Origin of the sequence: Olsenella intestinalis, from assembly GCF_023276655.1 — a bacterium.
GTDB classification, from domain to species: domain Bacteria; phylum Actinomycetota; class Coriobacteriia; order Coriobacteriales; family Atopobiaceae; genus Olsenella_J; species Olsenella_J intestinalis.
In genome coordinates, this window is the sequence record NZ_JALGRK010000002.1 from 498,598 (window position 1) to 512,923 (window position 14,326).

Below are 14,326 nucleotides of genomic sequence, written 5' to 3' on the forward strand. Positions count from 1 at the left end.
GGCGGGTCGCGCGCTGGTCTTCTAGCGCTCGCGGGCGCGGCGCGTCTCCCAGGCGAAGTAGAGCGCGAGGGACGCGACGACGCCGCAGGTGACGAGGATGTCGGCCACGTTGAAGACCGGGAAGCTCACGAAGGTCGTGGCGAAGAAGTCGGTCACGGTGCCGCTCGCGATGCGGTCGATCATGTTGCCGACGCCGCCGGCCGACACCGCCGAGAGGGTGCACACGAGCGGAAGCGGCAGCTCGTAGCGGCCGATGACGAAAAGGACGCCGAAGAGGACCGCGAGGGCGAAGAGGACGAAGAAGACGCCAGCGCCCTGGCCGAGGCTGAATGCGGCGCCGGCGTTCTCGACGTGGCAGAGCTCGATGACGCCGGGAATGAGCGGCGCGCGCTGCCCGATCGGGAGCGTGGCACGGACCGCCGCCTTGACGGCCTGGTCAACCAGGACGCCAAGGACGACGACCGACCAATACGCGAAGACGCGGGTCCCGCGCGACGGTGCGGATGCGGCGGCTTCCACGTGACTCACTAGTCCTCGCACCCGGCCTCGGCCACGGCGTCGTGGCAGCGGTCGCAGAGGCCGTCCTCACCCAGCTCGCGCCAGTTCCAGCAGCGGGGGCACTTCTCCCCCGTGGCGGGAAGGACCTCGCAGGCGAGCTCTTCTCCGCCGTGGACGCAGACGCTCGAGCAGACGAAGACCTCGGCGAGGTTGACCGGCTCGTCGCCCGCGAGGGCAGCGAGGTGCTCGGCGGGCAGCGTCAGCTCGGCGCGGGTCGCCTGGGAGGACTTCTCCTCGAGCGAGCCGGTGGTGCTGACCTCCTCGTAGGCCTTGGTGAAGGCGGCGCGGGCCTCGTTCAGCAGGTCGTAGGCCGCCTGGTAGGGTGCGCAGGCCTCGTCGGAGACGGGCGCCTCGTACCAGTCGAGCAGGGCCGCGAACTCCTGGCCGTCGCGCATGGAGGCGGGCAGGTGGCACATGACCTCGTCGGTGGTGTAGACGAGGATCGGCTGCAGGTCATGGACGAGCATGGCGAGCACGTGGGCCCACACGGTCTGAGCGGAGCGGCGGCCGTGGGAGTCCTTGGCGCCGCAGTAGACGCGGTCCTTGGTGGCGTTGAGGTAGCCGTTGGAGAGCTCGGTCACGTAGTCGTAGAGGTTGCGGTAGACCACGTTGAAGCGGTACTGGGAGTAGGCCTCGGAGACGATGCGGTGCACCTCGCACATGTGGGCGAGGGCGAGCTTGTCGAAGGCCTCGAGCTCCTCGAAGGGAAGCGCGTCGGTCGCGGGGTCGAACTGGTCCTCGATCTCGCCGAGCAGGAAGCGCAGGGTGTTGCGGATCTTGCGGTACGCGTCGCCGACGTGGCTGAGGATGTCGTCGTCGCAGGGGACGTCGACGGAGGTGTCGACCGAGGAGAGCCAGAGCCTGAGGACGTCGGCGCCCTGGTTGTCGCAGACCTTGTTGGGGTCGATGACGTTGCCGAGCGACTTGCTCATCTTGCGGCCCTTGCCGTCGAGGGTGAAGCCCTGGGAGATGACGGCCTTGTAGGGGGCGACGCCGTAGGCGCCGACGGAGGTCATGAGCGAGCTCATGAACCAGCCGCGGTGCTGGTCGGAGCCCTCGAGGTAGACGTCAGCCGGGAACTTGAGGTAGCCGCGGTGCTTGCAGACGGCGGTGTGCGAGACGCCCGAGTCCCACCAGACGTCGAGGATGTCGCTGTTGGCCTTGAGGTTGTGGCTGCCGCAGGAGGGGCAGGCGCAGGCGTCGCCCAGGTACTCCTTGGGGTCGTCGGTGAACCAGGCGTCGGAGCCCTTCTCGCGGAAGAGCTCGATGGTCGCGTCGAGGGTGTCGTCGTTCATGACGGTCTCGCCGCAGTCCTGGCAGGTGAATGCCGGGATGGGCACGCCCCAGTTGCGCTGGCGCGAGATGCACCAGTCGGGTCGGCCCTCGACCATGGAGCCGATGCGCTTGACGGCGTGCGCCGGGTAGAAGTTGACGCGGGAGAGCTCGTCGGCGGCCTTCTCGCGCAGGCCGGTCTTGTCCATGGAGACGAACCACTGGCTCGTGGCGCGGAAGATGACGGGCCTCTTGCAGCGCCAGCAGTGCGGGTAGCTGTGGTTGATGTCCTCGTGCAGGATCAGCGTGCCGCGCTCGTCGAGCCACTCGATGATCTTGGGGTTGGCCTCGTTGACCTCCATGCCGCCCCACGGGCCGCCGGTGCCGATGCCCTCGCCCTTGTAGAAGCAGCCGTTGTCGTCGACGGGCATGACGATGGGGATGTCGAACTTCATGCCGGCGTTGTAGTCGTCGACGCCGTGGCCGGGCGCGGTGTGGACGATGCCGGTGCCGTCCTCGAGGGTGACGTAGTCGGCGTAGATGAACTCGCCCTCCTCACCCTGGTCGGCGAAGATCGGCTGCTTGTACTTGTTGTGGCAGAGCTCGACGCCGCTCATGTGCCAGACCTCGCCGGAGGCCGTGGTCGCGAGCTCGCACTCGCCGTAGCCGAACTTCTCGCAGTTCTTCTCGACGAGGGCCTTGGCCATGATCTCGGCGCGGCCGTCGACGAGGATGGCGACGTAGTCGGCCTCGGGGTGCAGGATGACGGCGTCGTCAGCGGGGAGCGTCCAGGGCGTGGTCGTCCAGATGTCGACCCAGAGCCTGCCCTCGTAGGCCTCGAGGCCGGCGGGCACGGTGGTCATCTCGAAGCGCACGAAGATGGCCGGCGAGACCTCGTCGGAGTACTCGATCTCGGCCTCGGAAAGGGCCGTGTGGCAGTGGCTGCACCAGTGGACCGGCTTGCGGCCGCGGTAGATCGCGCCGGAGTCGTAGATCGCCTTGAAGATCTCGACGTCGGTCGCGTCGTAGTCGTTGACGTAGGTGAGGTAGGGGTTGTCCCACTCGGCCAGGACGCCGAGGCGCTTGAAGCCCTGGCGCTGGGTGTCGACCTGCTCGACGGCCATCTTGCGGCAGAGCTCGCGGATCTTGGCGGTCGGCAGCTCGTTGAACTTGGCCGTGCCGAGCATCTCCTCGACCTTGTGCTCGATGGGCTGGCCGTGGCAGTCCCAGCCGGGGACGTACGGCGTATGGTAGCCGCGCATGGACCAGTAGCGGTTGATGATGTCCTTCGAGATCTTGTTCTGCGCGTGGCCGAGATGGATCGGGCCGTTGGCGTACGGGGGCCCGTCGTGGAGGACGAACTTCTCGTGACCCTCGTTCTTCTTCAGCATCTGGCCGTAGACGTCGTTGTCCTCCCAGCTCTTGAGCCTCTCGGGCTCGTGCTGGGCGAGGCCGGCCCTCATGGGGAACCCGGTCTTGGGCAGGTTCATGGTCTGCTTGTACTTGTTAGCCACGCTCTCACCTCTCGTCGCGAGCATCAAAAAAGACGCCCGTCCCTCATGCTGGGACGAAGCGCCTTCGAAAACACTTCGCTTGTAACCACCCAGCGAGCGGATTGTCCGCCTTACTCGGCTGGCCTGTGTCGGCGGCCACTCCGGCGACGCCTACTTGCTTGCGCGTTCGGGCCGCAGCTCCGGGGTGATGTTCGCCGGGACGCTCCCGCGGGGCTCTCACCCTCCCCCGCTCGCTTTGGGTCGCGCTGCCCCGGGTACTGTCCCCTTCACAGCTTCGAGAAGGCATGATAGCACGAGAGGGACCCAAAGGCGCCGATGAGCGATATCATCAAGAGATGTGACGAGTGCGTGAATCTCGGCGACAAAATCCGCGCAACTTGGGTATCAGGAACACATTAGCCGCGCCCCTTTGGGGCCAAGCGCAAGGAGTGCAGCTCGATGCAGATGGACGACAAGAAGAAGCGTCAGTCGATGATCGTGTACGTCATCGTCGCGATCGTGGCCGCCTTCGCAATCAGGTCGGTGCTCTACCCCAGCCTCACAAGCGGGGCGATCGAGGAGGTCAGCTACAGCGACTTCCTCGGCAAGGTCGACTCGGGTGAGGTCAAGCAGGTGCAGCTCGACACCGGCGCGAGCCAGATCCGCTTCACCACCGGCGACGGGGACAGCAAGAAGACCTACAAGACGACGCAGTTCCCCAACGACGACGACCTGGTCAAGAAGCTCCAGGACAAGCACGTGGACTTCTCGGCCACGATCCCCGACCAGAACAGCAACCTCTGGCTCTACATGCTCATCTCGTACGGCATCCCCCTGCTGCTGATCTTCGGCGGAGGCTGGCTGCTCAACCGGAGGCTGCGCAAGCAGATGGGCGACGACGCCCCCTCGATGAACTTCGGCGGCGGCTTCGGCATGGGCGGCGGCCTCGGCCGCTCCAACGTGCGCGAGGTCAAGGGCAAGGAGACCGGCGTGACGTTCAAGGACGTCGCCGGCCAGGACGAGGCCAAGGAGTCGCTGGCCGAGATCGTGAGCTTCCTCGAGCATCCCGAGAAGTACGCCGCGATCGGCGCCAGGTGCCCGAGGGGCGCTCTTCTCGTCGGCCCGCCGGGCACCGGCAAGACCCTGCTCGCCAAGGCAGTCGCCGGCGAGGCGAACGTGCCCTTCTTCCAGATCTCGGGCTCCGAGTTCGTCGAGATGTTCGTCGGTCGTGGCGCCGCCAAGGTGCGCGACCTGTTCAAGCAGGCCAACGAGAAGGCGCCCTGCATCGTCTTCATCGACGAGATTGACACCATCGGCAAGAGGCGCGACACGTCGCTCAACACCAACGACGAGCGCGAGCAGACGCTCAACCAGCTGCTCACCGAGATGGACGGCTTCGACAACCACAAGGGAATCGTGGTTCTCGGCGCCACGAACCGCCCCGAGTCGCTCGACGTGGCGCTGCTGCGCCCCGGCCGCTTCGACCGTCGCGTGCCGGTCGAGCTTCCCGACCTCGCGGGCCGCGAGTCGATCCTCAAGCTGCACGCCGGCGACGTGAAGATGGTCGAGGGCGTCGACTTCGGCGCCATCGCGCGCCAGACGCCGGGCGCCTCGGGCGCCGACCTCGCCAACATGATCAACGAGGCCGCACTGAGGGCCGTGCGCTGCGGCCGCTCGCGCGTGACCCAGGAGGACATCACCGAGTCGGTCGACGTCGTCATCGCGGGCGAGAAGAAGAAGTCGACGGTCCTCTCCGAGCACGAGAAGGAGGTCGTGGCCTACCACGAGACCGGCCACGCGATCGTCGCGGCCGTCCAGAACGGCAGGCGCCCCGTCTCGAAGATCACCATCGTGCCGCGCACGTCGGGCGCCCTCGGCTTCACGATGCAGACCGAGGAGGACGAGCGCTACCTCACCACGCGCGAGGAGTACAAGGAGCAGATAGCGGTCCTGTGCGGCGGGCGCGCCGCCGAGGAGCTGATCTTCGGCCAGGTCACCTCGGGCGCGGCCAACGACATCGAGCGCGCCACCAAGATCGCCCGTGCGATGGTCACGCAGCTCGGCATGTCCGAGCGCTTCGGCATGGTCGCCCTGGGCGAGACGCGCAACCGCTACCTGGGCGGCGGCTCGGAGCTCACCTGCTCCGACGAGACGGCCACCCAGATCGACGCCGAGGTGCGCGCGATCGTCGAGGAGGGCCGCCAGATGGCCATGAAGACGCTCACGGAGAACCGCTTCAAGCTCCACGAGATCGCCCACTACCTCCAGAAGAAGGAGACCATCACGGGCGAGGAGTTCATGAACATCCTCACGCGCGACGACGGGTTCGCGCCCAAGTTCAAGCAGGAACCCGCCGAGTAGGCACTCCCCCACAAGGGAGGCGCGAGGCGCCCGGCCGCAAGGTCGGGCGCCTTCTCTATGCGCGGCGGCCGAAGAGCTCCCAGAACGCCACGGCCGAGGACGCCGCGACGTTGAGCGAGTCGACCCCGTGCGACATCGGGATGATGGCGGTCTCGTCGACCGAGGCCAGGACCTTCTCGGAGAGCCCCGTCCCCTCGGTCCCGAAGAAGAGGGCGAGCTTGTCGCGGCTCGCGAGGGCGGGGTCGGCGATCGAGACGGCGCGCTCGTCGAGGGCGAGTCCCACGGTCGTGAAGCCGCCCTCCCCGAGCAGGTCGAAGGCGGACTCGGGCCAGGGGCGCCCCACGGCGGCCCAGGGGACCTGGAAGACGGTCCCCATCGAGACGCGGATCGAGCGGCGGCTCAGGGGGTCGGCGCACTCCGGCGAGAGCAGGACCGCGTCGACGCCGAGCGCGGCGGCCGAGCGGAAGAGGGCGCCGACGTTGGTGACGTTGGTGAGGCCCTCGATGACGGCGACGCGACTCGCGCCGGCGAGCACGTCGGCCACGCTACGCGCCGGCGGGCGCCTCACGCAGGCTAGGTAGCCACGAGTGACCTCGAAGCCGGTGATCTGGCTGAGGACGTCGCGGGTCGCGACGTAGACGTCGACGTCGAGGCCGGAGATCTCCGGGGCGCTCTCGAGCAGGTTGTCGAGGTGCCTCTCGTCGACGAGCACCGAGACCAGGGGAAGGCCGAGGCGCGCGACGAGCGCGATCACGTAGAGCGACTCGCACACGACGAGGGACTCCTCCGGGTGCAGGACGTTTCTCAGCTGGCGCTCGGTAAGCCGGGCGAAGGGCGCCAGACGCTCGTCATCAATATCGTCAATACGTGAAATTGTCATTTAGTGGCCAGCCAATCGCATAGGTCTCTTCCACAAGGATAAAATTACAAAGATTGTATGCGTACGATACCAACCGCGACGGCGCGGTTCCAGAAATCGAGGTCTTTCGTGACTGACAACCTTGGAAGCAACAAGGGCGACCAGATGCCGATCGGCGTCATCGGGGCCCAGCAGTCAAGCGCAACCCAGCCGACGGGCGCCGGCCGCACGACGAAGCGCAGCGCCGCCTCCCGTGCCTACGGGCAGGGCGCGCACTTCTCGGGCGCCCCCGAGGACAAGGGCGCGAAGCCCAGCAAGGGCCGCAAGGTGCCCAAGCCCCTGATCATCGCGCTCGTTGCCCTCGTGGCGATCTACGGCATCGGCGTGGCCGTGTGGTCCGGCGTCTTCATGCCCAACACCAAGGTCAACGGCGTCGACGTCTCGCTCAAGAGCACCGCCGCCCTCGCCGAGGAGAACGCGAACCGCATGAAGACCTACTCCCTCGACGTCACCGGGGAGAACGTGAACGCCACCATCAAGGCATCCGACGTCGACCTGACCGTCAACTACGGCGACTACGCACGCGAGGCGATGTCCAAGGTGTCGCCGTGGGCGTGGCCCGTCACGATCTTCACGGGCAGCAACGTTGAGATCGAGGCGCCCGCCTCCTACAACTCCGAGAAGCTCGCCAAGGTCGTCCAGGCCGCCGTCGAGCCGCACAACAAGACGGCCACCAAGAGCGAGAACGCCACGGTCGCCTTCGACGAGGCCAGCTCCGCCTTCGAGGTCAAGAAGGAGGTCCTGGGCACGGCGCTCGACGAGAAGCGCGTGGAGCAGCTGGTCGTGGAGTCGCTCTCCGCCAACGCCGCCACGCTGACCCTCACCGACGACGCGGTCCAGAAGCCCCAGATCACCTCCGACAACCCCAAGCTTGCGCAGGCCGCCAAGGACGCCAACGCGTACCTCGCCGCGACCCAGACGCTCACGGCGAACAACCAGACGGTCATGACGCTCGGGGCCGCCGACATCGCCCCCTGGGTCAAGGTCGCCGACGACCTCACGGTCAGCCTCGACTCGAGCCAGCTCACCGGCTGGGTCGAGTCCAACCTCGCCCCGCGCCTCGAGACCGTGGGCACCACCCGCACCTACCAGCGCGCCGACGGCAAGCAGGTCAGCGTCCAGGGCGGCAACTACGGCTGGAGCGTCGACTCCGACGCCCTGGCCGAGACCCTCGGCAAGAACGTCAGCTCCAAGACCGCCGCGACCGTCGCCGTCCCCTGGCTCAACGAGGGCGCGGCCTGGGCCCCCGGCGGGGCCGACTGGGGCGCCCGCTACATCGACTGCGACCTGACCGAGCAGCACGCCCGCATGTACGACGCGAGCGGCGCGCTCATCTGGGAGAGCGACTTCGTGAGCGGCGACGAGTCCGAGGGCCGCGGCACGCCCGTGGGCGTCTACGCCATCAACTCCAACAAGGGCACCAACAAGACCCTCAAGGGCCTCGACGAGAACCACGACGGCGAGCCCGACTACATCAGCGAGGTCGACTACTGGATGCCCTTCTACGAGAACCTCGTCGCCTTCCACGACGCCGACTGGCGCTACAGCTTCGGCGGCGAGATCTACCTCACCAACGGCAGCCACGGCTGCGTGAACCTGCCGCCCGCCGCCGCGGCCGAGCTCTTCCAGATCACGCAGGTGGGAGACCCCGTCGTCGTCCACCTCTAATCGAATCGAACGAACCCGCGCCCGACTGTCGGGCGCACACGCCAGGGGCCTGCCGCACGAGCTGCGACGGGCCCCTGGCTCTTCTCGCCCAGGCCCAAGAGGCCGAGAAGAGCCTGCCCCTCGCCCGCCGCGCGGCCGCGGGCCCTGGCGCCAAAAGACCGGGGCCGCCGGGCGCCTGCGCGCCGAGCGACCCCGAAGAGCATTCCTCTGTGGACGTCTGTCCTAGAAGGGCATCTTGCCCCCGCCGAAGCCGCCCATGCCGCCCATGCCCTTGAACATGTTCTGCATCTGGCGGCGGGCCTTCTTGGAGTTGCCGCCGCCGGCGGTCATCTGGCGCATCTTGCCCATCATCTTGTTCATCTCGCCCCACTGCTTGAGCAGCTGGTTGACCTCCTGGACGCTGCGCCCGGAGCCCTTGGCGATGCGCTTCCTGCGCTGGCCGTTGATCTTCTTGGGCTTGAGGCGCTCCTCCTTGGTCATCGAGCGGATCATAGCCTCGATGCGCGTGATCTGGGAGTCGTCCATGGCGCCGCCGGCCTGCTCGAGCATCTTGTCGCCGCCGGGCAGCATGCCGACCATCTTCTTGAGGCCGCCCATCTTGCGGACCTGCTGCATCTGATCGAGCATGTCGTCCATCGTGAAGCCCTCTCGCAGCATGCGCTCGGCGTTCTCGATGTCGGAGGCCTCGGCGGCCTTCTGCGCCTGCTCGATGATGCCGTAGACGTCGCCCATGCCCAGGATGCGCTTGGCCATGCGGTCGGGGTGGAACACCTCGAGCGAGTCGGGCTTCTCCCCCATCGACACGAACTTGATGGGCTTGCCGGTCACCTCGCGCACCGACAGGGCGCCGCCGCCACGGGCGTCGCCGTCGAGCTTCGACATGATGACGCCGTCGAAGTCGACGCGCTCGGAGAACTCGCTGACGACGTTGACGATGTCCTGGCCGGTCATCGCGTCGACGACCATGAGGATCTGGTCCGGCTTGACGGCGTTCTTGACGTCGACGGCCTCCTGCATCATCTCCTCGTCGATCTGCAGGCGGCCCGCGGTATCGACGATGACGATGTCGTTGAGGTGGTCGACGGCCTCGTCGATGGCGCCCGTCGCGACGGCGACGGCGTCCTTGCCGTCGCCACGGAAGACCGAGACGCCGATTTCGCTGCCGAGGGTCTCGAGCTGGTCGGCAGCGGCGGGACGGTGGACGTCGCAGGCGGCCAGCAGCGGGCTGTGGCCCTGGTTCTTGAGCAGGTAGGCGAGCTTCGCGGACGCGGTCGTCTTACCCGAGCCCTGAAGGCCCACGAGCATGATGACGTTAGGCGTGCGGTTCTGGGCGAGCACGAGCTTCGACTCGGTGGTGCCGAGAAGAGCGGTCAGCTCGTCGAGAACGATGCGGACGACGTTCTGCGCCGGGGTCAGCGACTCGAGAACCTCGGCGGTCATGCACTTCTCCTTGCACGACGCGACGAAGCCCTTTACGACGCGATAGTTGACGTCGGCCTCGAGGAGCGCCATGCGAATCTCGCGCATCGCGAGGTTGATGTCGTCCTCGGTGAGGCGGCCCTTGCCGCGGAGCTTGTCGAAGGTTGCCCCGAGTCGGTCGGAAAGACTGTTGAACATTGGTGCTACTCCTCTCCGACGAGCGCGCGCGAGAAGTCGAGCGCGTCGAAGGTCTGAAGGTCGTCGATGGCCTCGCCCACGCCGACGCGCAGGATCGGAAGGCCCAGGTCGTGCGAGATGGCGACGGCGATGCCGCCCTTTGCGGTGCCGTCGAGCTTGGTGACGACGATGCCGTCGAGGTCGAGCGCCTCGTTGAACTCCTTCGCCTGGTTGAGGCCGTTCTGGCCCGTGGTCGCGTCGATGACGAGCACGACCGAGACGGGCATCTCGGAGCGCTTGCGCGTGACGTTCACGACCTTGGCGAGCTCGCGCATGAGCTCGGGGCTCGTGTGCAGGCGGCCGGCCGTGTCGATGAGCACGAGGTCGGCGCCCTCGGACTCGGCGCGCTCGAGCACCTCGTAGCAAACGCTCGCGGGGTCGCTGCCGCGGTCGCGGGTCACGATCTCGGTGCCGGAGCGCTCGGCCCAGACCTCGAGCTGCTCGATGGCGGCCGCGCGGAACGTGTCGGCAGCGCCGAGGATGCAGGTCTTGCCGGCGTCCTTGGCAAAGCCGGCGAGCTTTCCGCAGGTCGTGGTCTTGCCAGCGCCGTTGATGCCGACGAACAGCACGCAAGAGGGCGTGTCGTCGAAGGGGTCGCGCTCGGCGGTCGCAAACTCGTCGGCGATGCGACGGGCCAGGGCGTCGCGCAGGCGCGGGGCGGTCGTGAGGCCCTCGCGGGCGGCCTGCTCGCGCAGGTCGTCGGTGACCTGCATGGCGACCTCGGCGCCCATGTCCCCCATCACGAGTCGGTCCTCGAGGTCCTCCCAGAAGTCCTCGTCGACCTCGCCACCCATGTAGAAGACCTCGTTCAGCGCCTCGCGCGAACGAGTCAGGCCCTCTTTCAGTCGGTCAAACATTCCCATGCTAGGCCTCAACCACCTTTCCGGTCGCCTTGTCGAGTCTCTGGCTCACCACGTGGCTGACGCCGTCGGCCTGCATGGAGACGCCGTAGAGCACGTCGGCCTCCTCCATGGTGCGCCTCTGGTGCGAGATCACGATGAGCTGGGTCGTGTCCTTGAGCGCCTCGATGGCGTCGAGGAGCTTGGACAGGTTGGAGTCGTCGAGCGCAGCCTCGACCTCGTCGAACACGTAGAACGGCACCGTGCGCGTCTTGTAGACCGCAAACAGGAGCGCGAGCGCGGTGAGCGACTTCTCACCACCGCTCATGAGCATCATCTTCTGGATCTTCTTGCCCCTCGGCTGAGCGACGATCTCGACGCCGGTCTCGTCGAGGTGGTCGGGGTCGGTCATCTCGAGGTGCGCATGGCCGCCCGGGAACAGCAGGGCGAAGACCTCCGAGAAGTTCGCGTTCACGGCGTCGAAGATCACGAGGAACTGCCTGCGCATCTTGCGCTCGATGGCGGAGGTGATCTTCTGCAGCGACTTGCGCGCGGCCTCGAGGTCGGCCACCTGCTCGGCGATGTAGTCGGCGCGCTCCTTGAGCGTGACGTACTCGTCCATGGCGACCTCGTTGACCGGACCGATCCCCTCGATCTCGCGCTTGAGGCGCTTGACCGTGCGCTCCATCTGCTCGCGGTCCTCCGGGGCGGGAAGCTCGAGGGCCTCCTCGAGCACGTAGCCGTCCTGGGTGATGGCGGCAATGGCGTTCTCGACCTGGACCTCGAGGCGTCCGACCTCGACCTTGACGTCGTTGGCGGCGTTCTTGGCGGCCTCGAGGTCGCCCTGCGCGGCGCTCACGGCCTCGCGGGCGTCGGTGATCGTCTTCTTGAGCGAGTCGGAGTCGGCCTCGGCGAGCGACGCCCTGTCGCGCAGGCGCGCGGCCCACGCGAGACCGCGCTCGTGGATCGCCTCGTAGCGTTGGTGGAGCGGCTCGACGCGCAGGCGCAGCACGTCGAGCGCGTGCGAGCTCTGCTCGGTCTGCTTGCGCCTCTCCTCGAGGTCGCGGACCTGGCGGCTCAGCTCCTCCTCGCGCACGGCGAGGTGGTTCCTGCGCTCCACGATGGTCGCGAGCTTGAGCTTCGCCTCGGAGAGCTTCTGCTCGCAGGCGTTCTCCTCCCTCGAGGCGGCCTGTCGCTCGGACTGGACCTCCTCGAGCTTGCGGGAGAGCTCGGTCGTCTTCTTCTCGGCCTCCTCGGCGGCGCGCTTGTGGCGCTCGACCTCCTCGCGCGCCTTGCCCGCGCGCTCGGCCGCGGCCTCGCGGCTCTTGGTGACCTGGGCCTGCTCCGAGGACGCCTGCCTGAGCTGCGCCTCGAGGCGGCCCATCTCGCCGGTCGTCGAGGACAGCTCGCCGGACAGGCGCGCGACCTCCTCCTTGGCGTGGGCGCTCTCGTCACGTGCGGCGGTCAGCGCCGACTCGGCGGCGGCGATGGCGGACGTTGCGGACTCGAGCGCGGCCTCGAGGTCGGGCACCTCGGCCCTGAGCGCGCGAATGCGCCTCTTGCGCTCGAGCGCGCCCTGCTCGACGGTCGACGCCATGCCCACGGTCGTGCGGCCGTCGGGAAGGACGACCACGCCCGAGGCGGTCACGTAGGTGAACGCGGGTGCCTCCTCGTGCGCCAGGATCGCCTCGCGCACGCCCTCGACGACGCGGACGTCGCCGAGAAGAGCCTCGATCAGGTCCTCGGCACCCTCGTTGACCTTGAGACGCTCGGCCAGCGACTCGCCGGGTGCGGACGCGGCCCGCTCGGCGTGGGTGCCCTTGAGCGTGACGATGGTCGCCTTGCCCTTGGCGCTCGAGGCGAGCGCCTTCTCGGCCAGGCCGACCGCGCCGTCGGCGTCGGCCACGACCAGGGCGGAGAGGTCCTCGCCGAGCAGCGACTCGACGATGCCCTCGAGCTCGGTCGGGGCCTCGACCAGGTCGGCCACGCGGTGCTTGATGCTGTCTGCGTTGTCGCGGGCGAGCTCGGCCACGAGCGCGCTCGCGTTCTGCGCCTGGGAGTCGACGGACTCGAGCGCCGAGAGGGTCGCACGGGCGCTCTGGAGCCTGCTGCGGGCCTCGCCCTCCTTGGAGCGGGCGTCCCTCACGCCGTCCTTACCGGCGCGGATCTTCTCGGCGCTCTTCTGGTCGGCCTCGCGCGCGGCGGCGAGGTCGGCCTCGATGCGCTCCTTCTGGCGGCCGCGCTCGTCGAAGGCCTCCTGGGCCGTCGCGACGGTGTCGGCGATCTGCTTGAGGCGGCTCTCGAACATCTGGTCCTCGACCTCGGCGTTCGAGATCTGGTCGCGCAGCTTAGCGAAGGCGAGCGTCTCCTCGTCGGCCACGCGCTGGCTCGCGCGTACGTCGGCGGTGAGCTGCGAGACCTTGCCGCCGAGCTCGCGGCGCCTCTCGGTGGCCTTCTTGGCGGCCGGCCCCAGCTCGACGACGCGCCTCTGCAGGTCGTCGGCCTCGACCTTGGCGTCGTCGTACTCGCGGCGCACCTTCTCGTGCTCCTCGACGGCCTCCTTGGACTGGCGCTCCATGGCCGAGAGGTTCATGCGCATCTCGGAGAGGCGCGAGACCATGTTCTTGCCCTTCTCCTCGAGCAGGCGCATGTCGGAGTCCATGCGGCCGAGGAGGTCCTGCAGGCGACGGCGCTGCTCGCCGAGGTCGCCCACGAAGATGCCCTTCTGCTCGAGAAGGGACTGGTACTTCTCGAGGTCCTTGTTCTTCTCGTCGAAGCGGTACTGCGCGAGCTCGATCGCGGCGTCGCACTCCTTGCCCTTCTCGCTGAGGGCACGGTAGCGCACCTGGAGCTGGCGCAGGTCGTCGACGGCCAGCGTGGTCGTCAGCTCGGAGAGCTGGTTCGCGAGGTCGCGGTGGCGTTTGGCCTTGTCGACCTGCTTCTCGAGCGGGCGCAGGCGGCGGTTGACCTCCTTCTCGATGTCCTTCGCGCGGGTGAGGTTCTCCTGCATCGCCTTGAGCTTGCGCTCGGAGCGCTCCTTGCGCCTGCGGTGCTTGGAGATGCCGGCGGCCTCCTCGACGAGCTCGCGCCTCTCCTCGGGGCGGCTCGCGAGGATCGAGTCGAGCTTGCCCTGCGAGATGATCGAGTGGGTGTCCTTGCCGAGGCCGGAGTCATGCAGGATGTCGGTGATGTCGCGCAGGCGCGCGGGCGAGCCGTTGATCAGGTACTCGGACTCGCCGGAGCGGTACATGCGCCTCGTGATGGCGACCTCGGAGAAGTCGATGGGGATGGTGTGGTCGGAGTTGTCGAGAACGAGCGTGACCTCGGCGAGACCGACGGCCTGGCGGCCCGAGGAACCCGAGAAGATCACGTCCTCCATCGCCTGGCCACGCAGCATCTTGGCGCTCTGCTCGCCCAGGACCCAGAGAATCGAGTCGGAGATGTTGGATTTGCCCGAGCCATTGGGGCCGACAACGACCGTGAGGCCCGGATCGAACACCATCTGGGTCTTGTCGGCGAACGACTTGAATCCCTTGAGCGTGAGCGACTTCAGATACACG

General features: G+C 67.8%; 8 protein-coding genes. 2 read left to right on the plus strand and 6 right to left on the minus strand.

Going from position 1 to position 14,326, the window contains the following annotated elements:
• Window positions 1-21: 21 nt before the first annotated feature.
• Together lspA and ileS are read right to left on the minus strand one after the other, a co-directional pair.
• Window positions 22-528, minus strand: coding sequence for a signal peptidase II (lspA, locus tag M5D76_RS06955; RefSeq protein WP_248922664.1), 507 nt, complete (start codon window positions 526-528; stop codon window positions 22-24).
• A complete protein-coding gene (gene ileS / locus M5D76_RS06960) occupies window positions 528-3,344 on the minus strand; it encodes an isoleucine--tRNA ligase (protein ID WP_248922665.1) in 2,817 nt (938 codons plus the stop codon). The genes lspA and ileS overlap by 1 nt, the downstream gene beginning before the upstream one ends.
• 438 nt (window positions 3,345-3,782) lie before the next feature.
• Between ileS and ftsH the strand changes: the two genes are divergently transcribed.
• Complete coding sequence (ftsH, locus tag M5D76_RS06965; protein WP_248922666.1) at window positions 3,783-5,684, plus strand: ATP-dependent zinc metalloprotease FtsH; 1,902 nt, start codon at window positions 3,783-3,785, stop codon at window positions 5,682-5,684.
• A gap of 55 nt (window positions 5,685-5,739) precedes the next feature.
• Here the strand turns inward: ftsH and M5D76_RS06970 are convergent, their stop codons facing one another.
• Window positions 5,740-6,564 carry a TrmH family RNA methyltransferase gene (locus M5D76_RS06970; protein ID WP_248922667.1) on the minus strand — a complete coding sequence of 275 codons (825 nt, stop codon included), beginning with the start codon at window positions 6,562-6,564 and terminating at the stop codon, window positions 5,740-5,742.
• Window positions 6,565-6,672: 108 nt separating this feature from the next.
• Here M5D76_RS06970 and M5D76_RS06975 point away from each other — a divergent pair, with 108 nt between their 5' ends.
• Window positions 6,673-8,271 carry a L,D-transpeptidase family protein gene (locus M5D76_RS06975; protein WP_248922668.1) on the plus strand — a complete coding sequence of 533 codons (1,599 nt, stop codon included), beginning with the start codon at window positions 6,673-6,675 and terminating at the stop codon, window positions 8,269-8,271.
• A gap of 222 nt (window positions 8,272-8,493) precedes the next feature.
• Here the strand turns inward: M5D76_RS06975 and ffh are convergent, their stop codons facing one another.
• The 3 genes from ffh to smc are packed head-to-tail and all read right to left on the minus strand — an operon-like array spanning window position 8,494 to window position 14,325.
• Window positions 8,494-9,888 (minus strand): signal recognition particle protein, encoded by a 1,395-nt coding sequence (gene ffh / locus M5D76_RS06980; protein ID WP_248922669.1) that lies wholly within the window; start codon window positions 9,886-9,888, stop codon window positions 8,494-8,496.
• 5 nt (window positions 9,889-9,893) lie between these two features.
• On the minus strand, window positions 9,894-10,790 hold the full coding sequence (ftsY, locus tag M5D76_RS06985) for a signal recognition particle-docking protein FtsY (RefSeq protein WP_248922670.1): 897 nt from the start codon (window positions 10,788-10,790) through the stop codon (window positions 9,894-9,896).
• A 1-nt stretch (window position 10,791) separates the two neighbouring features.
• On the minus strand, window positions 10,792-14,325 hold the full coding sequence (smc, locus tag M5D76_RS06990) for a chromosome segregation protein SMC (RefSeq protein WP_248922671.1): 3,534 nt from the start codon (window positions 14,323-14,325) through the stop codon (window positions 10,792-10,794).
• Between the last annotated feature and the right edge of the window lies 1 nt (window position 14,326).